This window comes from Burkholderia puraquae (assembly GCF_002099195.1).
GTDB lineage: Bacteria > Pseudomonadota > Gammaproteobacteria > Burkholderiales > Burkholderiaceae > Burkholderia > Burkholderia puraquae.
Genome location: NZ_NBYX01000011.1, coordinates 54,227 through 78,372, shown reverse-complemented (window position 1 = coordinate 78,372; position 24,146 = coordinate 54,227). Strand labels below are relative to the sequence as shown.

Below are 24,146 nucleotides of genomic sequence, written 5' to 3'. Positions count from 1 at the left end.
GCCGGTGAAGAAGGGCCGCTTGATTCCGATGGGGCGGTCACACTATCCGCGGTTACGTTCAACGCGAATCGGCAGCGGCGTCCCGTCATCAAAAGAACCCAGCGATTCCCGCGCCATCAGCACCAGCTTTTCGACCTGTGGAAACGGAAGTCCTTCCTGAAACAACGAAACGGTCAGGGAATTGTCGGCGTCGCACCGGAACACCTCTGCCAGAACATTTCCGTCTGCGTCGGTCAGTTCAATCCCCAAGCCGTCACGGAGGACATCCGAAGCCACCTGGAAGCGATATGTCATCGAATTTCTCCACTGGAATGTCAACGGCCAATCTTCGCCGCTCCTGACATGACGCGGAATGCGCCGGTTCAGGAACCGCTCGCATGCGATGCGCGGCCGCGTGCGAGACTCTTCGCTCGATACGCTGGCATCAAGTATTCAAACCCTGCCGGACAGGCGCATCGATCCCAGCGCCAGCATCGACGATGAACAAGAGTGCAACGACGACGCTCACAACGCGCCCGATACCGCGCAGACGTGTCACACCGACATATGAACCGACAGACAGCGCCAACGCAAAGCGCGCGGGCCAGTAGATGGCTCCCATGAGAATCACGATGACGGGAAAGGGGATGCCAATGGCGATGTCACTCATCGCGGAAAGCTCCGTGGCTCGCGTGCAGCACGCGTTCGCTCATCGCATCGAAGGCATCGGCCGACCGCCGTCTATCGATGCATGACGGCGCAAGCGGCCTTGCCTCCCCATTCTGCGGGACGGGGAATCACCTCTCCGCCTGATGACAGACCACCTCGATATTGTGCCCATCCGGCCCGATGACAAACGCCGCGTAGTAATTCGCGTGGTAATGCGGCCGCAGCCCCGGCGCGCCATTGTCCTTCCCGCCCGCCTCCAGCGCCGCGCGATAGAACGCCTCGACTTGCTGCCGGCTCTCGGCCACGAACGCGATGTGAAGATGCGCCGGTTTCTCCGTCGTCTGGAACAGGCACAACGAAGGCTTGCCCGGCGGAGAAATCTCGATGCCGTACGACGGCTCGCCCTCCCCCTGCACCACGACGCCAAGCGGCTCAAGTGCGTTCAGGTAAAACGCCTTGCTGGCTGCAAAGTCGCTCACACCGAATTTGACATGGTCAAACATGACGCCCCCTCGGATAGATGGGTCTGCCGGCACCCGGATGGAATGTGGAAATCACCGCGATGTTGCCACACGTAGCCGCCGCCGGCATCCCCTGCACGACCGAACAAAAAAAGCCCGACACAGTCGGGCCAACGAGCGAGATACAAGGAGACATCCCGCTCATCCCTCATCGAGCGGCCACACCGTGCTACCTGACGTCATCGTGATCCTGGCGATAGCCGACGATCGCGCACGACGTTGCGACGGATCGTCGATCGACAGGCTTGCCTGGAAGGATTCGGAAAGAAACGGCTACTGCGAAACCGGTGCGCCGGATGACCCATGCGCCGGCCTGGTCGGCAAAGGAACTGGCGCGCTACGTTTCCTTCAATGTGGATTTGGTCGGCGAGCATTCGGCCGCCAGTGGCACCCGTCCGAAAAATTGGCCCGCACCTGAAAGCGCGGGCCAAGCCGAGAACACACAACACCTTGGGGGGGTATCAAGGCGAGACCAGTCTAGCCCGAGTCGCCGGAAGGAAAATTTCACGCCAAATTACAGCTATTACTCCATATAACGAAGCATCGGCCGTGGTTGCGTGCGGCCAAGTGGCCACACATCGCCAGTGAGCCGGTGTCACCGCTCGGCGCCGCGTGTCGTTCGCCAGCGTCGCTTCAGGCTGGTTGGTAGCGCGGCGCCGTCGCGCATCAACCTTCCACTTGCCTGACAAGCGCAATCGTCGTCAAAACCGGTGGCGGCGACACTCGCACAAGCCGTGGACACCACACGCACGCACTGCAACAGGCCCGATCAACGCGTGCCGGACAGATGCAGCGTGAACCACTCCACCGCCGCCTGGCTGGTTGCGTCGAAGTGCTCGATATACGGCGTGAAATGTCCGCCCTTGATCTGGAGCAGCCGCTTCGGCTCCAGCGCGTTTCCCCACGCCTTGAGGCACAGGTCGGTCGGCGTCAGCAGGTCCTGGTCGGCCACGATCATCAGCAACGGCGTGGGCGAGATGCGATCGACGTACTGGCCCGGCTCGTTCTCGCGCGACATCTCGGCGCTGCGCAGCGTCACTTCGTTTTTCCAGTTCGGCGCACACCGCGCCGCCGACTCGGTGAAGAACCGGTACGCATCCGCGCCCGCCATCGCACAGGCGGTCGCGGGATCGGCACTGACAGCCGGCAACATCGTCGGCGGCCCGCCCGCGAATCGCTGCCGGCGATCTTCGTCGAAGCGTGCCAGCATCGCCGGCACCAGATCGGACCGCGTGCGGCGCAACGCCGACTGATACCCGCTGATCGTCGGCACCTGCGACACCACGCATTTGACGCGCCGGTCGATCGCCGCGACTTCAAGTACGTGACCGCCGCTGTAACTGGTGCCCCAGATGCCGATGCGTGCGGCGTCGACGTCCGGGCGCGTGAGCAGATAGCTGATCGCGTCGCGATAGCCGCGCTTCTGTTGCACGGGGTCGATCTCCTGACGCGGGTACCCGTCGCTCGCGCCGAAATTCCGGTGATCGTAGAGCAGCACGCCAAAGCCGCTGGCGGCGAACACCTCGGCGTAGCGGTCCAGATATTGCTCCTTCACGCCGGAGAAGCCGTGCGCCATCACGATGGCCGGATACGTCGGCGTATCGGCGGTGCGCTGCGCCGGCTCGTAGTACCAGCCTCGCAGCGTGGCGGCTTCGGACAGGAATTCGATGTCGTGTCGTGTCATGTCGGCTTACCTCGTTCGGTCAGTGAGTTCGATGACCGACACGATAAGCGTGCACGCCGCGCCCCGCGTTTGCTGGAAAGACGTTTGCTACGCGGAATCGGACAGTTTCGCGTAGGCGCTGGGCGTCATGCCGGCAAACCGGCGAAACACGGTCGAAAAGGCACTCGTGGTTTCGTAGCCGAGTTCGGCGGCAACGGCGATCACGGAGCGCCCCGATGCCAGCAGCGGGCGCGCGGCCGAAATCCGGGCCTGCTGGCGCCACTGGCTGAACGACAACCCGGTTTCGGCAGTGAACAGCCGGGCCAGCGTCCGGCTCGACGCACCGACTTCATCGGCCCATTCGGTCAGCGTTCGCTGATCGGCCGGATTCTCAAGAATCGCGTCGCAGACTCGGACAAGGCGCCGGTCCTGGCCCGACGGCAGCCGCAAGGGTTGCTCGGGGGACCATTCGATTTCGGCCAGCATGAGCTGGATGACGAGATCGTCGCGTCCGGCGGGATGGGCGTCGATCGGGAGGGACGACGCGCGCGCGATCAGTTCGCGCAGCAGCGGCGAAACGTTGACCAGGCTCGGCTGATTCGGGGTTGCCGATCGGTACGCTCGCGGGTCGACGTAGGCGGTGCGCATTTCGAGTTGCCCGTGTGCGCGCATCGCGTGCGGCAGGTCGGGTGGAATCCAGAGTGCGCGATGCGGCGGGATCATCCACAGCGACTGGCAGGCAATGACTTCGGCGATGCCCGTCGTGGTGTAGACGAGTTGTGCGCGCGGGTGCCGATGCTCCGCGACGATGAAGCCGTCGGGGAATACCTTCGGCATGACGGCGGCGATACCGGGTGCATGCTGGTAGTCGCTCGGGTCGGTGCTCTTGGTGATGCGTGCAATACCGGCCCGCTTCGAAACTGCCGCCGCGTTTTGCCCGATCGCTTTACCGTGGCCGCGCCCTTCGACCTTCATCGCTCGTCCTCTCATTTGTGCGGAATCGCCAGGTCGTGCGATCCCGGCGAATCGGGCAGATGATACGGGAATGTCGGATCCCGGGAATCCCGGAACGAAGCAGCGCATCGGTCACGATATCTCACCGCCGATTCGCTGTATCGCACACTCGACGCGTCACGCTGAACGTCCGGTCTCGCCAGTTTCAGCGCAGTCTGTGCGATCTTGGAAGTTCGATTCCGTCCTGCTATCGTTGTGCACTTCTTGACGATTCCGGAGCGGCCGACACATGCCCTTGATCCTGCGTCGAGCGAATGCAGACGATGCCGCGGAGGTCGCTGACGTCTATCTACGGTCGCGCAACACGCTGGCATCCTATGCGCCCCTCGCGCACGCCGAAGCCGCCGTCCAGGATTGGGTTGCCAACATACTTGTGCCGTCGGGCAACGTTACCGTCGCCGTGAACGATGACCGCATAGTCGGCATGGCCGCACACGGGGTCGCCGACGGCGTCGCATGGCTTGACCAGTTGTATGTGTGCCCCGAATTCAAACGACGCGGGATTGGCTCGTCCCTCCTGGAATCGGTGAAAGCGCAGACGGTTGGCAGGCTCCAGCTCTATACGTTCCAGATGAATCGCGATGCTGCTGCGTTTTATGAGCGGCATGGGTTCGTTGCCGTTGCATACAGCGACGGAAGCAGAAACGAGGAAGGCTGCCCCGATGTCTTGTATTGTTTGATGCGATAGATTCCGGTCACCTGGCTCGCATCACCTGTCGGTCATCGGCGATGATTGAAGGACATGATCTCCGGAACCATTCCGTGTCGTTACGTGCGGTCACGGTGCATATAATTGCCTCCCGGCACACAACCACGAGAACGGGTACTCATGAGCATTCGAGGGAAAGACCGCCAGATCGACAACATCGAATTCAATGTCGGCGACATCGCACGCAGCAAAGCCTTCTATGGCAGTGTTTTCGGCTGGACCTTCACGGATTACGGCCCGACCTACACCGAGTTTCAAGACGGCCGGATCACGGGCGGATTTACAACCGGCGAGCCCATCCGGCCGGGCGGCCCGCTAGTCATCCTCTACGCTGACGATCTGGTAGAAACCCAGCGAAGGATCGAGGCGGCGGGGGCCACCATCAGCCGCCAGACTTTCTCGTTCCCTGGCGGCCAGCGCTTCCACTTCATTGATCACGATGGCTATGAACTGGCCGTATGGTCAGCGAAATCGAACGACTGAGCCATCGATACCTGACCATCCGATCCGATACCCCGATTCGCCATGAGTGACAATATCGTCTGGATCGTCGATATCGACGCCAGCCTTGAAGAAGCACCGATCCTCGCACAGCGCGGCATCGCATGGCTTGCCGAGCAAGGCATCGTGCAATCGGTGCCCGAAAGCGACCATGCGCTGCGCGGCGGCGATTTCTATCGCCCCGGCACGAATGCCGCGGCGTGGTCCGAGCACATCAGTCTCGGCAACGACTGGTGCGGTGTCGGCCTCGAAACCGAGCACACGGTATTTCATTCAGGCCCGGGGCCTAACGACGTGCGTTGTCCGCACTGCAGTTCCGCTCATTCACTCGATGAGGTGCCGTGGGGTGACGCAGTCAGCGCCTGGCACGCGAACGAAGCCGATGACACGCTGGCCTGCCCTGCATGCGGCCGCGCGGCACGCATCGTCGACTGGACCTTCCTCGAGCTCGACTGGGCATTCGGCAATCTCGGGTTCGGGTTCACGAACTGGCTGATCGCGCCACGTCTCGCCGCCGAACTCGGCAAGATTCTCGGGCATCGCGTCAAGATCGTGCATCAGCACATCTAACGACTGGCGTCAGCATCCTGCGCATTACGCAATGCGCAGGAACATCCCCGCTTTCTCCGGCAAAAGCGACGGTCGAAAACCGTAGCGCTCGTAGAACGTCGGCGTCCCGTGATCCGCCATCAGGCTGACATAGGCGGTCGGCGGCGCATTCTCGTGAATGTAGCCCATCAGTGTCCGCATGATCATGTCGCCCACGCCTTTCTTCTGGTGAGCCGGCAACACCGCGATATCCACGATCTCGAAGAAGCAACCGCCGTCGCCGATTACCCGGCCAATTCCGATCGGGACACCGTCGCAGTAGGCGACGACACTGAAAAGGCCATTCTTCAACCCGATCGTCGCGGCCTGCTCCGACTTTCTGCTCAACCCCGCGGCAAGACGAATGTCGATATACGCGGATACCGACGGGACTTCCTGTCGAACGACGTATGCCATGCAAACCCTTCAGGTTAGCCATACCGGAAGATGGATCGACCTCGCTGCGCATGCGTACATCGAGCCAGGAACCCGACCGCGAGCATCAGACAAGACCCTCACATTGAAGCCGGCAAGGCAGCAGGCCACGGGGGCAGCCACCCGCCTTCCAATGCCCCGCCAGGTCCGGGACGCGCTTTAAAGAATCCGATTCAGCGCGTCGGCAAACCGCGCGACCGTGCCATCGACATCATGCAACTTGTCGAGACCGAACAACCCAAGCCGGAAAGTCTTGAAATCGTCCGGCTCATCACATTGCAGCGGCACGCCCGCCGCGATCTGCAACCCGACATCCGCGAACTTCTTCCCGGTTCGAATCCCGTCATCGTCCGTGTAGCTGACCACGACACCCGGCGCTTCGAACCCCGCCGCCGCCACGCTCCTGAACCCCTTCTCGGCCAGCAGCGCACGAATGCGTTCGCCAAGCTCAAGCTGCTCGGCCCTCACCTTGTCGAAGCCGTACGCCTCGGTTTCCTTCATCACGTCGCGCAGCGTCGTAAGGCTATCGGTCGGCATCGTCGCGTGATACGCAAACCCTCCGTCCTCATAGGCTTCCATGATCTGCAGCCACTTGCGCAGATCGCACGCGAAGCTGGTGCTGGTCGTCGAATCGATGCGTTCGCGGGCCAGCGCGCCGAGCATGACCATCGCGCAGCACGGCGACGCGCTCCAGCCCTTCTGCGGTGCGCTGATCAGGATATCGACGCCGCTGGCCTGCATGTCGACCCACACGGTGCCGGACGCGATGCAATCCAGCACGAACATGCCGCCGACCGCATGCACGGCATCCGACACCGCGCGCAGATACCCATCGGGCAGCATCATCCCGGACGCGGTTTCGACGTGCGGCGCAAACACCAGATCCGGCTTGTGTTCGTTGATCGCGGCGACCACTTCGTCGATCGGCGCCGGCGCATAGGCAGCCTGCCGGCCCGCTTCGACCGGGCGCGCCTTCAGCACCGTCGTGTCGGACGGAATGCTGCCCATGTCGAAAATCTGCGACCAGCGGAAGCTGAACCAGCCGTTGCGGATGACGAGGCACTTCTTGTTCGTCGCGAACTGCCGCGCGACGGCTTCCATGCCGAATGTCCCGCTACCCGGGACGATCACGGCCGACTTCGCGTTGTAGACTTTTTTCAGCGTGCCGGAGATGTCGCGCATGACGCCCTGAAAGCGCTGCGACATATGGTTGACCGAGCGATCGGTGTACACCACCGAATATTCGAGGAGCCCCTCGCGGTCAACATCGGGAAGTAATCCTGGCATGCTCGCCTCCGGTGAAAGATGAACGATGGAATCCGGGCGCGCAGCGCCTGCGACTCGATACTGCTCTGCACCCATGCAACTGCGTCAGTTCCTCGACGAAAGCAGATTCTAACGAACGCGGCGCGCCGCTTGGCGCATATTTTGCCGGCTACCCGGCGCAGGTGCGACGTAGCGCCGCCGCGGCCCCCGGCTGAATCGCCCGCCCCGTGGCCGTCTTCGCCGACCGTTGCAGCGCACTAAGCCCACGAAGCCCTGCTCCATGTATGGATAAATGGCACGTCCGCCACGTGCCGCCTAACATGTCGGCTCCCCCTCACGACAGAGTCTCCGATGATCCCCAACCGAGCATCATCACAGCAGCCGTCGGCCGATCCCGCGCTTGCCGAGCGCGTCGATGCGGTACTGTCCCGTCAACTCGACACGCAACGCCTCGTCGGTGCGGTCGTCCTGGTCGCACGCGACGGCGAACTCGTCTATCGCCGCGCGGCCGGGTTCGCCGACCGCGAAGCGCGCACGCCGATGTGCGAGGACACGCTGTTCAGGCTCGCGTCGGTGACAAAGCCGATCGTCGCGGCAGCCGCCATGGCGCTCGTTGCACAGCACAAGCTGTCGCTCGACGACGACGTCACGCGCTGGCTGCCCGAGTTCCGTCCGGCGCTGCGTGACGGCAGCGTGCCGGTGATCAAGGTGTACCACCTGCTCACGCATACCGCCGGCCTCGGCTATCGCTACGCGGAAGCCGACGCGACTTGCGCGTATGCGCGTGCGGGCGTCTCCGACGGGCTCGATGGCGCATCGATCACACTCGCCGAGAACATGCGCAGGATCGCGAGCGTGCCGTTGCAGTACGCGCCCGGCACCGGCTGGAACTATTCGCTCGCCATCGACGTGGTCGGCGCGGTGATCGAGGCCGTCAGCGGGCTGCCGCTCGCCGATGCGGTCGATGCGCTCGTGCTCCGCCCGCTCGGCGCGCGCGACACGGGCTTCGTCGCACGCGATCCCGCGCGGCTCGCGACGCCCTACGTCAACGACACGCCGCAGCCGCACCGGCTCGCCGAGAACGAAGCCGTACCCATCTACGACGGATCCGTCGGCGTGACGTACTCGCCGTCGCGCGCACTCAACGCGGATGCATTCGCATCGGGCGGCGCCGGCATGGTCGGCACCGCCGGCGATGTGCTGAACGTGCTGGACACGCTACGGGCGGGTGGCGGCGCAATTCTGCCGGCCGAGCTGGTCGACGAGATGGGCCGCGTCCACACCGGCAACCTCGAGTTGCCCGACCTGCCCGGTGCGGGTTACGGGATCGGGTTTTCCGTGTTGCGCGACCCGCGCGCGGCGCTGTCGCCGGAGTCTCCGGGCACCTGGCGCTGGGGCGGCGTCTACGGTCATTCGTGGTTCGTCGACCGCGCACGCGGGCTCACCGTCGTATCGCTGTCGAATACGCTTTACGAAGGGATGAACGGTCCGTACACGCTGGACCTGCGCGATGCGGTCTACGGCGTCGGCTGACCCGTGCAACCACACGCGCAACAAAAAAAGGCCCGACGCAGTCGGGCCAATGGGTTTGAGACACAAGGAGAATCCCGCCCACCCCACTGCCGGGCGGTTACGCCGTGCTACACGACGTTCTTTTCGACGATCGGCCGGTTTTCCAGCACACGCGCCCAGCCGAGCGACGACAGGTCGAGCGTGTCATAACGCCCGCCCAGAATGAGTTCACTGACCCCGCGCCCCGTCGCCGGCCCCTGCTGCAGCCCGTGGCCGCTGTAGCCGTTCGCGAACACGACGTTGTCGAGTTCGGGGTGATACCCGATGATCGCGTTGTGGTCGAACACGTTGTACTCGTAGTACCCGGACCAGCAATTCTCCACGCGCAGCGCCTCGAACTCCGGCACGCGATTCGCGAGCGTCGGCCAGATCACCTCGTCGAACAGGTCGTGGTCGACTTCGTCGAGCGGCAGGTCGTCCGGGTCGCGGTCCGGGCTCGGCGACGTCCCGCAGATATATGTGCGCCCTTCCGGCCGGAAATACACGCCGGTCGGATCGATCAGCAGCGGGCAATCCGTCAGCTTCGCCGGCGACGACACGTTGAAGATGCTGCGGCGGCGCGCATGGACGGGAATGTCGATCCCCATCATCGACGACAGCGTGCGCGTCCATGCACCCGCCGCGTTGACGAGCGTGTCGCACGCATAACGCTCGCCGTCGCCCGTCACGACATGCGTGATCTTGCGGCCGTCGCGTACCACGTCCTTCACATCGGCCGGCACGTAGCGCGCACCGAGCGCCTGCGCCTTCTTGCGCAGTGCCTGCACGAGCCCGTAGCCGTCGAACCAGCCTTCGCCGCTCACGCCATACGCGCCCGACGCGAGATCGTCGACGTTCAGCCACGGAAACTTCGCGCGCAGCGCATCGCGATCCATCAGCCGGATATCGGCGCCGAGGCGCGTCTGCAGCGCATGGTTCTCGCGCAGCGTCGCATCGCCGGCCGGCGTCGCGAGGAACAGGTAGCCGCCTTCGTGCAGATCGATCGACGGCTGGTGGCCGTCCACTTCGAGCCGTTCGCCGATCGTGCGCAGAAAGTCGATGCCGAACAGCGACATCTCGATCGACAGCGGCGTCGAGAACTGCTGGCGAATCGACGCGGCCGACAACGCCGACGACGATCGCGCATAGGTGGGGTCGCGCTCGATGACGGTCACGGATACCGTGGGATCGGTGGCGCGCAGGAAATAAGCGATCGAGCTGCCGATCACACCACCGCCGACGATGACGACTTGAGAACTCACGACTGACTCCAGTTGCACATGTTGGGCGCGGCCAGCCGGCCACGCCCGTGGGTTGTTCGTGCCGCGTCACACGCGGCGTCGCGCGGGCAGACCTGGGCGGCTGCAACTCCGGTGTGCGCCGCGATCGCAACCGATCGCCGATGGCATTTCAGCACGTCCGGCATCGCCGCGAAAGTCCGCGCGCGCCTGTTGCGTTCAATCCGCCGATTTCGTCGTGACGGGCTGCCACGCGGCGTTCTTCACCTCATACAGCGTCGAGCTCGGGTTCTTCAGGTCGCCCGTGTTCGTGAACGCGATCGTGCCCGTGATGCCGTCGTAGCGCGTGCCCTTCAGCGCGCCGTTGAAATCGGCCGGCTTCGTCGAGTTCGCCTTCTGCATCGCGTTGATCGCGATCCACGTCGCGTCGTACGCGAACGGCGCGTACGCGAGCATGTCGATGCCGTACTTCTGCTTGAATTTCGTTTCGAACTGCTTGCCCTTCGCGAGCCGCGACAGCGGCTGCCCGTATTCCCACACGGACGCGCCTTCCGCCGCGTTGCCGGCCAGCCTGATGAAGTTCGCGTTCATCACGCCGCCGCCCGCGAGGAACTGCGCGCGGATGCCGAGCTGGCGCATGCGCTTCACGAGCATCGCGGCCTGTGCGTCGAGGCCGCCGAAGAACACAAGATCGGCATTGGTGCTCTTGATCTTCGTGAGCTGCGCGCTGAAGTCCACCGCCTTGTCGTTCGTGAATTCGCGCGCGACGATCGTGCCGCCGTTCGTCTTCACGGCCTGCTCGAATTCGTCGGCTTCGCCCTGGCCGAACGCGGTGCGGTCGTCGATGATCGCGATGCGCTTCGCCTTGGTCACGCTCGCCGCATAGGCGCCTGCATTGCCGGCGTTCTGCGTGTCGGTGGCGATCACGCGGTACACGGTGCCGAGCCCGGCGCGCGTGATGTCGGGATTGGTCGCCGACGGCGTGATCATCGGAATGCCGGCCTTCGCGTAGATCTTCGACGCGGGCAGCGTCGTGCCCGAGTTGAAGTGGCCGATCACGACGGCCACCTGCGCGTCGGCGAGCTGCTGCGCGGCCTGCACGCCGGTGCGCGGATCGCTCTGGTCGTCCTGCGACGCGACGACGAACTTCACGGGCTTGCCGCCCACCGTCGTATGTGCGGCATTCGCTTCGTCGACGGCCATGCGCACGCCGTTCTCGATGTCCTTGCCGTAAGCGGCGCCGCCGCCCGTCAGCGGGCCGGCCACGCCGACCTTGACAACCGTCTCCTGCGCATGAGCCGCGCCCGTCTGGAGCGCGAGGATCGCGGCGGTCAATGCGACGCCGGAAAGCGAACGAATGCGGAACGTCATGACAATCCTTGTTCTGGGGGCCGGGATGCAACGCGCGACGGCCGCGCGTCGGCAACCTCCCGCGTGCCGGTCATCTCGTCCGCCGCCGGGGCGTCATGCAACGCCCCCAGCCGGCTGGTCGATCGCCGCGGCTCCGTCTCCGAAGAACCTTTCATCGCGAAAGAGGTGAATGGATTGTGGGTAGCCAATAGCCGTGCAGCAAACGAAATATCGGAATTATGTAGTGAGGATTTGTCATCAAGTTCCGTGTTCGCAGCCGGCCCGCGGCCCGTGCAACGGTGAGCCTTGCACGGACAGCTTCGACGGGATGCCGCGCCGGCCCCCGTCCATCAAGGCCGGCCGCGGTCATGCCGGCGGCGCATCATCGTTGCGATGACGGCCCGGCCGGCCATCGCGACGCCCGCGGCGCCGCGTCATCGGTCAGTGCCGATCGGTGCCCGTGTGCTTGCGCACCGCATCGGCCGCCTCGCCGGCCTGCTCCTGCATCTTGCCGGCTTGCTGTTCGGCGACGCCTTCCGCTTCCGTCTTGCGGTCGCCCGTCACCTTGCCGAGCGCTTCCTTGACCGAACCCTTGACCTGCTTGAGCTTGCCTTCGATGCGATTCCTGTCCATGGTCGCCTCCTGCGATGGTTGGGGAGAACCGGCGACGTGACGGCGAGCGCCGCGCCGCCGAGTGGACAGGATCGCAAGCGGGCGCCGCGCGCGGCAGATGCGGATGCACCAGCGCGCATGGTGCATTCGCACCGACGGCATCAGTCCTTGCCCTTCGCACCGCCCTTCTCGCCGCGCGCGCCGTTCGCTTCGGCCGCGCCGACGATCCCGCGTTCGCGCGCCCATACGATCGCCTCGCCGCGGCTGTGCACGTCGAGCTTCGCGTAGATCGTCGCGACGTGATTGCGCACGGTGTTCGGCGCGAGCCCGAGGCGGCCGGCGATCTCCTTGTCGGCCAGGCCATGGCACAGCAGGTCGAACACGTCGCGTTCGCGCGCGGTCAGGTCCGACAGTTGTGCACCCGCATCCGGCGCATTCGCGCGCCGCACGTTCGCGAGCTTCTCGATCAGCGTGCGGCTGAACCACGACGCATCCTGCATCGCCGTTTCGATCGCGTAGACGAGCTCCATCTCGGTGCGCTTGCGATCGCTGATGTCGAGCAGCGCGACGAGCAGGCAGTCGCGCCCGTGGATCGCGACGGGGTCGGCCGACACGACGCAATCGCGCACGTCGCCTTCACGCGTGCGGATCTGCACGTCGGCATTGCGCACGTTGCCGTCGTGCGCGAGCCGGCCCTCGATGCGCTGCCACGCGCCGCGTTCGGCCCAGAGCCCGATCTCGTCCGCGGATTTACCGAGCAGGTCGTCCTGCGCATGGCCCGTCATCTCGGCGAACGCGCCGTTCACGTCGAGCAGCTCGAAGCGGTCGGCCGTGACGATCGCGGTGGCGACCGGCGCCATCCGGAATGCCGTCGCGAAGCGTTCCTCGCTCTGCCGCAGCGCGCGCTCGGCCTGCTTGCGCGGCTCGAGATCCATGAACGTGAACAGCATGCACGCCTCGTCGTTCATGTCGATCGGCTGCCCGGCGACGACCACGGCCTTCGCGCTGCCGTCCGCGCGTTTCAGCACGGCCTCCATCTGCGGGATCGTCGCGCCTTCGCCAAGCCGCTCGATCGCGAGTTCGCGCCGCTCGGCCTGTTCGAGCACGTCGATCTCGTACACCGAGCGGCCGAGGACGTCGTCGCGCGCGTGGCCGGTCATGTCCAGAAAGCCCTGGTTGACCTTCACGTAGCGCAGGTCGTCGAGCCGGCAGATCACGGCAGGCGCCGGGTTCGCGTTGAAGGTGCGCTCGAAGCGCTCCTCCGCGCTCGCCCATTCGGTTGCATCGTGCAGCACGAGTGCGAGGCAGTCGGGTTCACCGGCCGCGTTCGTCAGCACGAGGCTGCGGATGCGATGAACCCAGCTCACGGTTTCGTCGGCGGCCGATTCGACTTCGACCGTCACGTCGCTGAACTCCTCGCCCGCGATCACGCGATCCATCGGATAGTGGCCGTCGCGCACCGGATGGTTGTTCCGGTAGCGCAGCCGGAAGCGCTCGCGGTAATCGGTGACGGTCGCGCCGAGCGCCTTCAGCTCGGTCACGCCGTGCATCGCGAGCGCGGCCTCGTTCGCCCACACGATCCGCTGGTCGGGCTCGACCAGGATCACGCCCTCGGTGAGCCCCGCGATGATCTGGTGCAGCTGGCGCCGGTCGGTATGCGACTTCAGCGCCTGTTCGTTTACCTGTTCGTTCATCGAATGGTTGTCCATGTCGTCAGGATGACCGCCGGCCCGGTTGCCGCTTCGTCCACACGCGCCCCACACGCGCCGGCCGGCGCGTGTGGCGATGATCGCGTGCCGTGCTGCGGCACGACAGGCGCGAATGCACTATCCGCCATAGTACATTCGCACGGCGCGCGCCACCGTGCGGCATCCCGCCGATCCCGGAAGCACTCACTGCCCCGGCTTTGCGCGCGTCGCAGCCCACGGGCCCGCCTCCTCCCCCGTTCCGACACCCCGTGCAAACGCACTAGCCGATCAGGTGAATTTGCGCGATGTCCGCATGCGTTCGCCCCGGTACGCTGGTACTGCATCGGCGCTCATGCGCTGCCTGCCGAACCGCAGAGGAGAAGCACGATGAAGCTGCATCAGACACCCGATCCGACGCGGCCCGAACCGCCTCCGGACAGCCCGCCCGAACCGCCGCCCGGCACCGATCCGCCGGTTCCGCTGCCGCCCGACGTGCCGCGCCCGGACATGCCGCCGCGCGAGCCTGGCTACGACACGCCGATCGCCCGGTAACACGCGGCACGATCCGTGCTCGGCGATTGATCCATTCACCACGCCAATCGAAGGAGAACATCAATGAACAAGACCCCGCATCTTTCGACGCTGCTCGCCGTCAGCGCGGCTTTCCTGCTGAGTGCCGCGCCGCTCACGAACGCGGTTGCGCAGGACGCATCCGCCGGCAACGGCATGAAGACCGAATCGAACCAGCCCGTCACCGACACGTGGATCACGACGAAGGTGAAGGGCCGGCTGGCCACGATCGACGGCCTGAAGAGCGTCGACATCAGCGTGAAGACGGTCGACGGCGTCGTCACGCTCACGGGCGTGCTGCCCACGAAGATCGCCGTGAAGAAGGCGATCGCCGTGTCGCGCGCGGTCAAGGGCGTGAAGCACGTCGACGCATCCGGCCTGAAGGCGAAGGCCTGACCTCCCGGCGCGGCCCGCCGCCGCGCCTTTTATCCCTGCACGACAAGGAGCACACGATGAACGAGGACAAGATCAAGGGCCAGTGGAAGCAGCTCGCCGGCAAGCTGAAGGCCAAGTGGGGCAAGCTGACCGACGACGACCTGAAGGTGGCCGACGGCAATCGCGAGTATCTCGCCGGCAAGATCCAGGAGCGGTACGGGATCGCTCGCGACGCGGCCGAGAAGCAGTTGAAGGAATTCGATCGCGAGCTGTGACGCGATCGCACATCGACATCACCCGCCGCGGCGCCCACGGCGCCGCGGCCACCAGGACAACGACATGGGCAAATACCTGATCGCCTGGCTGCTCGGCGTGCCGGTCGGGCTGCTGGTGCTGTTCTACCTGATCACGCACCTCTTCTGACGGTGCGGCGCGCGGCACGCGCCAGCCTCCTTCCGCCCTCTTCCCATCCCACCGACGACCACGACGTCGTGACCCGGCGTGCGCCCGGCCGCGCGCGTTCCGCCGTATCACGAGCCGCCCAACGCAAATCGGGCAGGACGCGCATGCATCCTGCCCGATCGGCTCGCTTCTTCCGTAAGCGGCGCGCCCTGCGTTCTCGGCGTTACTTCGCCGCGTTCGCCGTCATCTTGAAGATGCCCTGCGCGTTACCCGCATCGAAACGCAGGTCGGTCACCCAGCGGCGCGCCGCCTGGTCGAACGTGCGCTTGCGCGTGATGAACTCGTAGAACGAACCCGGCACGTTGCGCTTCACCGTGCCGCCGTCGCGCGTGCGGAATTCGCGTTCGACGGTATCGGCGCGATACGCGGTCTGGAACACGCGGCCCGAGCGCGAACGCTCGACTTCCGGCTTCATCGGCCGGCCCTTCGCCTTCTCGTCGTCGGACAGCTTGAACACGTCGGCGACGCGGTCGGTCGCATGGTTGAACGCGTTGCCTTCGGTCGAGATCCACGCCATTTCCGCCGATTCCAGCAGCAGCGTTTCGTAGTCGAGCTCGTTCGGCAGGTCGTGCTGGCGCGCGAACGCCCCGACGATCTCCGGCAGCAGCGCGTGCGCGGCGTCGAGCGGCAGCCAGCCTTCGCGCTCGACTTCCCACAGCAGCGCGACGGCCGCCGGCGACAGCGGATCGCGCGACGTGCTCACAACGTTCGTCACGGCCTGCTGGAATTCCTTCGAGAAACGTTCCGGATGCAGTTCGCTCACGAAGAACTGCGCGATTTCGTCCGGCGCGTCTTCATGCGCATACGCGCGCCCCGTCATGCCGAGCTTGTCGAGCGGGTAGCGGCCGTTCAGGCGGAAGCCGAGCGGACGCAGGATGCGCGTGAACGCGGCCTCGCCCGGCGGCAGCGCGCCCGTGTGCGGCCAGCGCACCGTGCGCAGCGCGCCGTGGTCGAAATAGACCGAGCCGCCGCTTTCGATCGCGTCGGCCGTATACGCCCGGCCGTTCGCCGACCGTTCGAGCAGCCCTTCGAACAGCGCCATGTTCATCGCCTGCGCGATTTCCGCGCGCGTCACGACGCCTTCTTCCCATTCTTCGAGGATGGCCGGCATGTTCAGGGTCGAGAACAGGGCGTCGGTCTTCGCCTGTCCCAGCAGCTTCGTCAGCAAGCTCTCGATATTCGGATTGCGCATCAGGATTCTCTCGGGGGACCGCCGGCAAACGTGCCGGCAACTCGTCGGCCGGCCGCCCAGCGGGCGCCTGACCTTGCGTGGGGAGCATTATTCAAAGGGTTGCAGCGGGGCGTAAAGCGAGATTAAATTGATATGTGATGAGTTTTTGGAATTATCAGCCGCTCCCCTGCTCCGCCCTCCGCCTTGTGTCGTGCGGAACCGATCGTCAGACGAATCGAACATCATGCGCAAATTCAAGATTCCCAACATGGGCGCGCTCGTGGCTTTCGAAGCCGCCGCGCGCCACGAAAGCTTCACGCACGCGGCCAAGGAACTGTTCCTGACCGAAAGCGCGGTATCGCGGCAGATCGCGACGCTGGAAGCCAGCCTCGGCGTGCGGCTGTTCGCGCGCGTGAAGCAGCGCGTCGTGCTGACGCGCGCCGGCAAGCTGTACGGCACGCAGGTGCGCCGCGCGCTGGAGGCGCTCGACCGCGACACGCTGTCGATCATCGCGCACGGCAGCGGCGGCGGCTACCTGGAGCTGGCGGTGCTGCCGACCTTCGCGTCGCACTGGCTGATCCCGCGCATCAAGAGCTTCTACGACCGCACGCCCGACGTGCGCGTGAACATGGGCAGCCGCACCGACCTGTTCTCGTTCGAGGACACGCACTTCGAGGCCGCGATCCACTACGGCAAGCCGACCTGGCCCGGCACGTCGTCGGATTACCTGTTCGGCGAGGAAGTCGTGCCGATCTGCTCGCCCGCGCTGCTCCACGGGCCCGTCGAGCGCGTCGAGGATCTGCTCGCGTACCCGCTGCTGCACTCCACGACGCGCCCCGGCGCGTGGGCGCAGTGGTTCGAGACGCACGGCGTCGAGGACATCCGCACGATGCAGGGGGTGCGCTACGAGCTGCACACGATGCTGATCAGCGCGGCCGCGGCCGGGCTCGGCGTCGCGCTCGTGCCGAAATTCTTCGTCGAGGAACAGTTGCAGCAGCTCGGGCTGGTCGTGCCGTGCGACGCGGCAACCGTCGGCGATTCGGCGTACTACCTCGTGTATCCGACGGAGTTCAGCCACAGCAAGCCGCTGGAGCTGTTTCGCGGCTGGCTGCTCGAGCAGGCCAGCGCGTATGCGTCGCCGGACCCAGATGCGGATGGCGGCGAAATGAACGACGACGAGGACGACGAGGACATCGAATAACGGCGCGGTTGCGGCGGCGTCAGGGCGCGGCGGCCTCGCACGCGTGTCGCGTCGGCGGACTGGCCTTCACGACCTTCACCAGCCGCGCGTGATCGGGCTCCTCCAGCCCCGGGCACACCGTATCCAGATCGCGAATCACGAGCGTCGCGCGCCCGTCGAGCCGGCACACGCCGTCGGGCTGCGCGGCGGGCAGCCGCAGACTGCGCCGCGCATCGCGCTGGTTCATGAACCGGATCACACCGGCACGTTGCGAACGGTCCGGCAGGCGCCGCGCCGATGCGTCGTCCTCCTCGAACCACACCTCCGGCCCGATCGTTTCGTCGCCGTAGTCGAGCGCGTAACGGCCCGACAGCGTGATCGCACGGCCGACATGCACAGAATGGCATTCGGGTTCGGCATCCGCCGGGATCGTCTGTGCGGCCGCCGCGACCGGGCCGCACGCCAGCAACAATAGAAACAGCACGCGAGCGCGGCCGGTCATGCTCGACACATCAAGCGATTGGCGGATCATGGGCAGTAACGTGCAGGTCGTCGTGACGAAGCCCCGCATTGTCGCCTGGCGCGTGCATCACGTGCGTTACATGTGCCACTTCACCGTGGCGGTGAGCGTGCGCGGATCGCCCGGCATGTTGTACAGGTCCGCATTGCCGTGCGCGGCAATGAAGTAGCGGCGATCGAACAGGTTGTCGAGCGTGAGCGTCACGTCGACCTTCTTGCTGCGATACCCTGCGCCGAGGTTGAACACGGTGAACGACGGCAGCGTGACGAGATCGCTCGCCGACGCATAGCGCGCCGACTGGAACTGCATGCCGGCTGCCGCATAGAAGCCGTACGGCAGCTCGCGTTTCAGCCAGAGGTTTGCGCTGTGGCGCGGCATCAGCCCCGGCGTGTTGCTCGATACCGCGACGCCGGCCGCCGTCGATTGCGGCGAGCCGTCGACCGTCCCGTTCAGGTACGCATAGCCCGCATACACCGACCACTTCGGCGCAATCTCGCCGGTGAAGCCCAGTTCCATCCCGTGCACGTGCTGCGTGCCGATCGGCAGCGCATAGCCGGGATTCGCCGGGTCGCCGATCTGCTGGTTGGTCTGGCGCATGTCGAACAGCGCGACGCTGGCCGTCGCCTTGCCGCCGAGGTCGAAGCGCGAGCCGATTTCATACGCGGTGGTCTTCTGCGGCGCGAGCGCGGCGCCGTTCGCGAACGCGCCGGCACTGATCAGCGTATCGGCGAGCGGCGAGAACGACTGGCTGAACGACCCGTACAGCGTCAGCCAGTCGAGCGGTTCGTAGATCAGGCCGACGCGCGGGCTCCACGCGTGATCGGTACGGTCGAGGTTGACGTTCGACGACGTGTAGTCGTGACGGATCTGGTTCAGGTAGTCGAATCGCAGCCCCGCGAGCACCTTCCAGTGCTCGGTCAGCGAGATCAGGTCCTGCGCATAGACGCCCGCGAGCCCGACGACGGTCGACGCGTTCGTCTTCGCCCGCGCGCCGGTCGGCACACCGGGCAGGACCACCTGCTGCGGATTGAAGAGATCGTAGGTCGCGACCTTCGACACGCTGTAGATCGTGTCGAACTTCTGCTGCTGAGACAGTTCGAGCCCGTACAGCAGCTCGTGGCGCATGCCGAACAACGACGTCTTCTGCGTGAGCTCGAACATCCCGTCGATGCCGTGGTCGGTGCGCTGGCGCGTCGACTGGTCGAGCGTCACGACCGGGTGCGCGGCGGTCTTGATCGGCTCGAACGTCACGTAGTTCTTGCGCTCGAGCGAGAAGTCGTACGCGCGGATCGCGCCATGGAACGACAGCGAATCGCTGAAGCGGTGATCGAGCGACACCGTCGCGCTCTTCGCGGCGATGTCGTTGTACGAGCTGTTCGCCGCGTCGGCCGAGCCGTAGTACGTGTTGATCGGCACGTCGACCGGCCGGCCGCGGTAGGCGGGCAGGCCCTGGTCGGACGTGCGGCGGTCGTGCAGGTAGTCGAATTCGACGTTCAGCACCGTGTCGCGGTCGAGCTTGAACTGCGCGGACGGCGCGATCGCCTGGCGGTTAAGCTGGAACTGGTCGCGGAAACTGTTCGAGTTCTCGGCCGCGCCGGTGATACGAAAGCGCGCCGCGTCGTTCGCGTTCCAGCCGAGGTCGAATTCGCCGCGCCGTTCGCCGCGCGTGCCGAGCGTCACGCCCACGTCGCGCACCGGGTTCGCCTCCGGCCGCTTCAGCACGCGATTCACGATGCCGCCCGCCGAGCCGCGCCCGTACAGCACGGCCGCCGGCCCCTTCAGCACTTCGACGCGATCGACGTTCGACAGGTCGCGATAGTAGAGCGCATCGTCGCGAATACCGTCGACGTACTGATCCGTGATGCTGTTGAAGCCGCGGATCGTGATCTGGTCGCGCTGGCCATCGCCGACCGAGAAGCCGACGCCCGGCACGTTGCGCAACGCATCCTGCATCGATGTTGCGTTCTGGTCCTCGATCACCGCGTGCGGGACGACGTTCACCGTTTGCGGCACGTCCATCAGCGACATGTCGGTCTTGGTCGCCGCGCGCGAGTGGCCGCCGTCGTACGTCGCATGCTCGGCAGCCGCATTGACATTGATCGCGGGCAAGGTCGCCGCGGCGGCGCTCGCCTGTGCGAACGAAGTGCGTGCGCCGGCCAGCGACGCGGCGATCAGAAGCGCATGGCACGCGCGCTTGTTGAGTTTCATCGTTGAAGTAGAAGCTGAGGAAAATCGGCGAACGGAAACAGGTCCGGCCAGCGCGTGAATCACACGGTGAATCGGCTGGCGAACGCCTTTCCGGGAAGACGAAGCGGCGCGCGGGGGATCGCCCCGTCGCGCGGGCCGGCCGCCAAACGGCCGGCGCGGGTGGATGCCGGCCGGCACGACCGGCACGAAAAAACCGTGACGTCCTGTCACGGTTCGTAACGGAGCGAAATATTAAACGAGAATGATTCGCGTTTTTAGTTAATTTTTAACATGTCGCCTGCCAGCAACGGCCATGCGCACTGCGCTCTGCATTCCTGACGAATGCCTTTCCGTTTTGCGGGTCGCCGCGCCATGCACGTAATAAGAACGAAAGAAATGGATCGATCGCATCTGGCAATGACGGTCAGGCAAAAGGCGGGATTCGGGAGACGACGACGAACAGACTGGAGAGGATCGCGAAGCATGCGTCGAAGCAGGCGGGACAGGCACAAAAGTCCGGTGCGCGCCGGACCGGGCAACCCCGACCCGGCGCTCCGGGCAGCCGACCTCGCATCGGCAGCGCGGCGGACCTTCTTCCGTTCTTCACTACATATGCTCTCAGGCTCGCTTCATTTTTTTCTTCACCGCGCTGGGCCATTATCCGCGCAATCCGGCCACAGGGAAACGTTTGCGAACGCTGTTGGCGTGTTATACCAAGCTTTCGGCAACAGTCTTTCTGAATGCTTACGGTGCTTGCGGCACGGTTCGGTAAATCTTGCATTCGCGTCGGCGTTCCTTTTTAATGGAACTGGTTCCATCCATTGATTCAGCCATGTTCATGCGTGACGCGTCGTCGTCCGCGCGTCATCATGCCGATTCAGGATCGAGGATCATTCAGCTCAGGATTCGCATCGCCCGTCCTTCCCGGACACCCCGTCAAACGAGACCGTCATGCCCGATTCCGCCTCCCTGCAGCAGCTGTTTCCCGCCTTTCAGGACATTCCCGCCGAGTACCGGCTGGCTTCACCGATCCACCAGCGCGTGTCGCTCGTCGACGGCGAATTGCGGCCGTGGGACGGCGCGACCAAGACCGTGCTGTCGCCCGTGTGCGTGCGACAAGCGGACGGCAGCGTCGAGCAGGTCGAGATCGGCAGCTACCCGGTGATGGGCGAAACGGAAAGCGACGCGGCGCTCGACGCCGCGGTACGCGCGTACGACGCCGGCCGCGGCGAGTGGCCGACGATGAAGGTCGAGCAGCGCATCGCGTGCATGCAGGACTTCATCAAGCGGATGGTCGCGCAGCGCGAACTGGTGGTGAACCTGATCATGTGGGAGATCGGCAAGAGCCTCGCCGATTCGCAGAAGGAGTTCGATCGCACCGTCACGTACATGACGCAGACGATCGACGCGCTGAAGGAGCTCGACAACGCGAACTCGCGCTTCGTGATCGCGGAAGGCACGATCGGCCAGATCCGCCGCACGCCGCTCGGCGTCGTGCTGTGCATGGGCCCGTACAACTATCCGCTGAACGAGACTTTCGCGACGCTGATCCCCGCGCTGCTGATGGGCAATACCGTGGTGTTCAAGCCGCCGCAGTACGGCACGCTGCTGTTCGAGCCGCTGCTCGAGGCGTTCCGCGACGCGTTCCCGACGGGCGTGATCAACACGATCTACGCGCCGGGCGCGGTGGTCGTGCCGCACATGCTCGCGTCGGGCAAGATCAACGTGCTCGCGCTGATCGGGTCGAGCAAGGTGGCCGACCACCTGAAGAAGCAGCACCCGAAATCGCACCGGCTGCGCGCGATCCTCGGCCTCGACGCGAAGAACGCGGCGATCGTGCTGCCCGACGCCGATCTCGACCTCACCGTGAAGGAATGCCTGCTCGGCGCGCTGTCGTTCAATGGCCAGCGCTGCACCGCGCTGAAGATGCTGCTCGTGCATCGCTCGATCGTCGACGAATTTCTGAAGCGCTTCACCGCCGCGCTCGAACAACTGAAGATCGGCATGCCGTGGGAGAAGGGTGTCAGCATCACGCCGCTGCCCGGCATGCATCGCACGGCCTACATGACCGACGCGATCGACGATGCGAAGGCCAAGGGCGCACAGGTCGTCAACCATTCGGGCGGCGAATTCAGCAAGACGCTGTTCTATCCGGCCGTCGTGTATCCGGTATCGGAAGGGATGAAGCTGTACCGCGAGGAACAGTTCGGGCCGATCATTCCGGTGGCGCCGTTCGACGACGTCGACACCGCGCTCGACTACGTGACGACGTCGGATCACGGCCAGCAGGTCAGCATCTTCGGTTCCGATCCGGCGCAGATCGGCGCGCTCGTCGATCCGCTCGTGAACCAGGTGTGCCGCGTGAACATCAACTGCCAGTGCCAGCGCGGGCCCGACGTGTTCCCGTTCGCGGGCCGCAAGGATTCGGCGGAAGGCACGCTGTCGGTGAGCGACGCGCTGCGCGCGTTCTCGATTCGCTCGATGGTCGCGGCGAAGCAGACCGAAGGCAGCAAGCAGCTGCTCGATTCGATCGTGTCGGATCACTACTCGAAGTTCATCAATACGGGCTTTATTTTCTGAAGCGCGCCGTTCGCGAACAAGCCGCTGCACACGACTGTGCAGCGGCTTTTTTTGCGCCTGCGCGTGACTACTTGCGAACCGGGAACGTCAACGCGTCGAGATCGAGCGGCCCGCCGGTCATCTGAACCGGGCCTTCATCGCCGATCAGCACCGTATCGGAATGACGGAAGCCGCCGATACCCTCGATATAGATGCCCGGCTCGATCGTCAGGCACATCCCCTTTTCGATCGGCCGGTCATAGCCTTCGGCAAAGAACGGCGCCTCGTGCGCGGTGACGCCCATCCCGTGCCCGGTCCGGTGCAGCAGCCGGTCGCCCATCCCCGCGCGGCGGAAATAGTCGTTGACCTTGCGGTCGACGTCGCTCAGCAGCGCGCCGGGCATCGCAGCGTCGAACGCCAGCCGGCGCCCTTCCGACATCACGTCGAACGCGCGGCGGGCCGCGTCGGGCACGTGGCCGAGGAAGAACGTCCGTTCGACTTCCGCGCCGTAGCCGTTCATCACCGCATTGACGATCGACACGTGCGGACCGCCCGCCTCCATCCGCATGTCGATGTTGCTGAAGTTGTGCGGATCGTGCGACACGCTGCCCGGCTGGAACACCGCGACGATCCGCGTCGCCAACGGGTTCAGCGACGGATCGTCGGCCAGCAGCCGCTGCATGATGAAGCCGCGAATGCGCGACGACATCTCCGCCATCCCGAGGCCCGGGCGCGCTTCGCTCAGCAGCAGGTTGTGCGCATCCGTGGCGATCCCGCACGCATACGCGTGGCGGCCGATCTCGTACTCGGACTTGATCATCCGGACGTCGTCGATGATGTCGATGCACACGCGCTCGCCCGGCGTCTGCGCATAGACCTGCAACGGACACACCGACTCGACACCGACACGCTCGCCCGGCCCGAACAGCGCCTTGAAACGGTCGCTCCATTCGCGCCTGGCCGGCGCCGGGAATTCGAAGTACGGAATCAGCTCGAGTTCGCCGATCGAGCGCGTCCGCACATGCGGCTGCTCGAGTTGCGGCACGACGAACTGCGGCGGCCCGCTGCGCGAAATGACCAGCACGAACGGCCGCTCGTGGACGATGTTCGCGAAGTTCGTCAGGTAGTAGATGTTGTCCGGCGAGAACGCCACATAGCGATCGAGGCCGGCTTGCGCCATGCGCGCGCGCACGCGTTCGAGGCGCCCTTTGAGTTCCGCCTCGCCCGGCGCCGCGAAGGTAGGTTTGAACTTCATGCGTGACTTCTCCTGTTGAGGGTGAGGGGGCGGCCGCACGGGCCAGTCATTGCGATGCCGCCGTACCAGGCCATTTCATTCGT

General features: G+C 65.2%; 24 protein-coding genes. 9 read left to right on the top strand and 15 right to left on the bottom strand.

Annotated elements, in window-relative coordinates:
* Positions 1 to 42: 42 nt before the first annotated feature.
* From B7G54_RS21235 to B7G54_RS21215, 5 genes are all read right to left on the bottom strand, one after another.
* Positions 43 to 294: a hypothetical protein gene (locus tag B7G54_RS21235; RefSeq protein ID WP_085040865.1), complete on the bottom strand. Its 252-nt coding sequence runs from the start codon at positions 292 to 294 to the stop codon at positions 43 to 45.
* Between the two features lie 130 nt (positions 295 to 424).
* Entirely contained in the window at positions 425 to 649 is a 225-nt protein-coding gene (locus B7G54_RS21230) for a hypothetical protein (RefSeq protein WP_085040864.1), read from the bottom strand.
* A 127-nt stretch (positions 650 to 776) separates the two neighbouring features.
* Entirely contained in the window at positions 777 to 1,151 is a 375-nt protein-coding gene (locus B7G54_RS21225) for a VOC family protein (protein WP_085040863.1), read from the bottom strand.
* A gap of 787 nt (positions 1,152 to 1,938) precedes the next feature.
* The gene (locus B7G54_RS21220; RefSeq protein WP_085040862.1) at positions 1,939 to 2,853 is read right to left on the bottom strand and encodes an alpha/beta hydrolase; all 915 of its coding nucleotides are present in this window, start codon (positions 2,851 to 2,853) and stop codon (positions 1,939 to 1,941) included.
* 87 nt (positions 2,854 to 2,940) lie between these two features.
* Entirely contained in the window at positions 2,941 to 3,807 is an 867-nt protein-coding gene (locus B7G54_RS21215; protein ID WP_085040861.1) for an AraC family transcriptional regulator, read from the bottom strand.
* 268 nt (positions 3,808 to 4,075) lie between these two features.
* Between B7G54_RS21215 and B7G54_RS21210 the strand changes: the two genes are divergently transcribed.
* From B7G54_RS21210 to B7G54_RS21200, 3 genes are all read left to right on the top strand, one after another.
* Complete coding sequence (locus B7G54_RS21210; protein ID WP_085040860.1) at positions 4,076 to 4,534, top strand: GNAT family N-acetyltransferase; 459 nt, start codon at positions 4,076 to 4,078, stop codon at positions 4,532 to 4,534.
* Between the two features lie 141 nt (positions 4,535 to 4,675).
* Positions 4,676 to 5,038, top strand: coding sequence for a VOC family protein (locus B7G54_RS21205; protein WP_085040859.1), 363 nt, complete (start codon positions 4,676 to 4,678; stop codon positions 5,036 to 5,038).
* A 42-nt stretch (positions 5,039 to 5,080) separates the two neighbouring features.
* Positions 5,081 to 5,626: a serine/threonine protein kinase gene (locus tag B7G54_RS21200; protein WP_085040858.1), complete on the top strand. Its 546-nt coding sequence runs from the start codon at positions 5,081 to 5,083 to the stop codon at positions 5,624 to 5,626.
* 24 nt (positions 5,627 to 5,650) lie between these two features.
* Here the strand turns inward: B7G54_RS21200 and B7G54_RS21195 are convergent, their stop codons facing one another.
* Both B7G54_RS21195 and B7G54_RS21190 read right to left on the bottom strand, forming a co-directional pair.
* Complete coding sequence (locus tag B7G54_RS21195) at positions 5,651 to 6,061, bottom strand: GNAT family N-acetyltransferase (protein ID WP_085040857.1); 411 nt, start codon at positions 6,059 to 6,061, stop codon at positions 5,651 to 5,653.
* A 177-nt stretch (positions 6,062 to 6,238) separates the two neighbouring features.
* Positions 6,239 to 7,366 (bottom strand): aminotransferase class V-fold PLP-dependent enzyme, encoded by a 1,128-nt coding sequence (locus B7G54_RS21190; RefSeq protein ID WP_085040856.1) that lies wholly within the window; start codon positions 7,364 to 7,366, stop codon positions 6,239 to 6,241.
* Positions 7,367 to 7,696: 330 nt separating this feature from the next.
* Between B7G54_RS21190 and B7G54_RS21185 the strand changes: the two genes are divergently transcribed.
* Complete coding sequence (locus tag B7G54_RS21185; protein ID WP_085040855.1) at positions 7,697 to 8,878, top strand: serine hydrolase domain-containing protein; 1,182 nt, start codon at positions 7,697 to 7,699, stop codon at positions 8,876 to 8,878.
* A gap of 107 nt (positions 8,879 to 8,985) precedes the next feature.
* On the opposite strand, the gene B7G54_RS21180 is transcribed toward B7G54_RS21185, so the two are convergent.
* The 4 genes from B7G54_RS21180 to B7G54_RS21165 all read right to left on the bottom strand — a co-directional run bounded on the left by B7G54_RS21180 (position 8,986) and on the right by B7G54_RS21165 (position 13,790).
* Positions 8,986 to 10,158: an NAD(P)/FAD-dependent oxidoreductase gene (locus tag B7G54_RS21180; protein WP_085040854.1), complete on the bottom strand. Its 1,173-nt coding sequence runs from the start codon at positions 10,156 to 10,158 to the stop codon at positions 8,986 to 8,988.
* A gap of 195 nt (positions 10,159 to 10,353) precedes the next feature.
* The gene (locus B7G54_RS21175) at positions 10,354 to 11,505 is read right to left on the bottom strand and encodes a branched-chain amino acid ABC transporter substrate-binding protein (protein ID WP_085040853.1); all 1,152 of its coding nucleotides are present in this window, start codon (positions 11,503 to 11,505) and stop codon (positions 10,354 to 10,356) included.
* Positions 11,506 to 11,925: 420 nt separating this feature from the next.
* Positions 11,926 to 12,117 carry a CsbD family protein gene (locus tag B7G54_RS21170; RefSeq protein WP_085040852.1) on the bottom strand — a complete coding sequence of 64 codons (192 nt, stop codon included), beginning with the start codon at positions 12,115 to 12,117 and terminating at the stop codon, positions 11,926 to 11,928.
* Between the two features lie 140 nt (positions 12,118 to 12,257).
* Positions 12,258 to 13,790 (bottom strand): helix-turn-helix transcriptional regulator, encoded by a 1,533-nt coding sequence (locus B7G54_RS21165; protein ID WP_085041016.1) that lies wholly within the window; start codon positions 13,788 to 13,790, stop codon positions 12,258 to 12,260.
* A gap of 381 nt (positions 13,791 to 14,171) precedes the next feature.
* Between B7G54_RS21165 and B7G54_RS39100 the strand changes: the two genes are divergently transcribed.
* The 3 genes from B7G54_RS39100 to B7G54_RS21155 all read left to right on the top strand — a co-directional run bounded on the left by B7G54_RS39100 (position 14,172) and on the right by B7G54_RS21155 (position 15,004).
* On the top strand, positions 14,172 to 14,336 hold the full coding sequence (locus B7G54_RS39100) for a hypothetical protein (protein ID WP_165765596.1): 165 nt from the start codon (positions 14,172 to 14,174) through the stop codon (positions 14,334 to 14,336).
* A gap of 63 nt (positions 14,337 to 14,399) precedes the next feature.
* Positions 14,400 to 14,750, top strand: a complete 351-nt coding sequence (locus B7G54_RS21160; protein ID WP_085040851.1) for a BON domain-containing protein — start codon at positions 14,400 to 14,402, stop codon at positions 14,748 to 14,750.
* Between the two features lie 56 nt (positions 14,751 to 14,806).
* A complete protein-coding gene (locus tag B7G54_RS21155; protein ID WP_085040850.1) occupies positions 14,807 to 15,004 on the top strand; it encodes a CsbD family protein in 198 nt (65 codons plus the stop codon).
* A 350-nt stretch (positions 15,005 to 15,354) separates the two neighbouring features.
* Here B7G54_RS21155 and B7G54_RS21150 read toward each other — a convergent pair whose 3' ends face one another.
* The gene (locus tag B7G54_RS21150; RefSeq protein ID WP_085040849.1) at positions 15,355 to 16,383 is read right to left on the bottom strand and encodes a DUF1338 domain-containing protein; all 1,029 of its coding nucleotides are present in this window, start codon (positions 16,381 to 16,383) and stop codon (positions 15,355 to 15,357) included.
* Between the two features lie 223 nt (positions 16,384 to 16,606).
* Here B7G54_RS21150 and B7G54_RS21145 point away from each other — a divergent pair, with 223 nt between their 5' ends.
* Positions 16,607 to 17,563, top strand: a complete 957-nt coding sequence (locus B7G54_RS21145; RefSeq protein ID WP_085040848.1) for a LysR family transcriptional regulator — start codon at positions 16,607 to 16,609, stop codon at positions 17,561 to 17,563.
* Between the two features lie 19 nt (positions 17,564 to 17,582).
* On the opposite strand, the gene B7G54_RS21140 is transcribed toward B7G54_RS21145, so the two are convergent.
* Both B7G54_RS21140 and B7G54_RS21135 read right to left on the bottom strand, forming a co-directional pair.
* Entirely contained in the window at positions 17,583 to 18,044 is a 462-nt protein-coding gene (locus tag B7G54_RS21140) for a hypothetical protein (RefSeq protein ID WP_085041015.1), read from the bottom strand.
* A gap of 96 nt (positions 18,045 to 18,140) precedes the next feature.
* A complete protein-coding gene (locus tag B7G54_RS21135) occupies positions 18,141 to 20,270 on the bottom strand; it encodes a TonB-dependent receptor (protein ID WP_085040847.1) in 2,130 nt (709 codons plus the stop codon).
* A 930-nt stretch (positions 20,271 to 21,200) separates the two neighbouring features.
* Here B7G54_RS21135 and B7G54_RS21130 point away from each other — a divergent pair.
* The gene (locus B7G54_RS21130; RefSeq protein ID WP_085040846.1) at positions 21,201 to 22,829 is read left to right on the top strand and encodes an NADP-dependent glyceraldehyde-3-phosphate dehydrogenase; all 1,629 of its coding nucleotides are present in this window, start codon (positions 21,201 to 21,203) and stop codon (positions 22,827 to 22,829) included.
* 67 nt (positions 22,830 to 22,896) lie between these two features.
* Here B7G54_RS21130 and B7G54_RS21125 read toward each other — a convergent pair whose 3' ends face one another.
* On the bottom strand, positions 22,897 to 24,063 hold the full coding sequence (locus B7G54_RS21125) for a M24 family metallopeptidase (protein WP_085040845.1): 1,167 nt from the start codon (positions 24,061 to 24,063) through the stop codon (positions 22,897 to 22,899).
* Between the last annotated feature and the right edge of the window lie 83 nt (positions 24,064 to 24,146).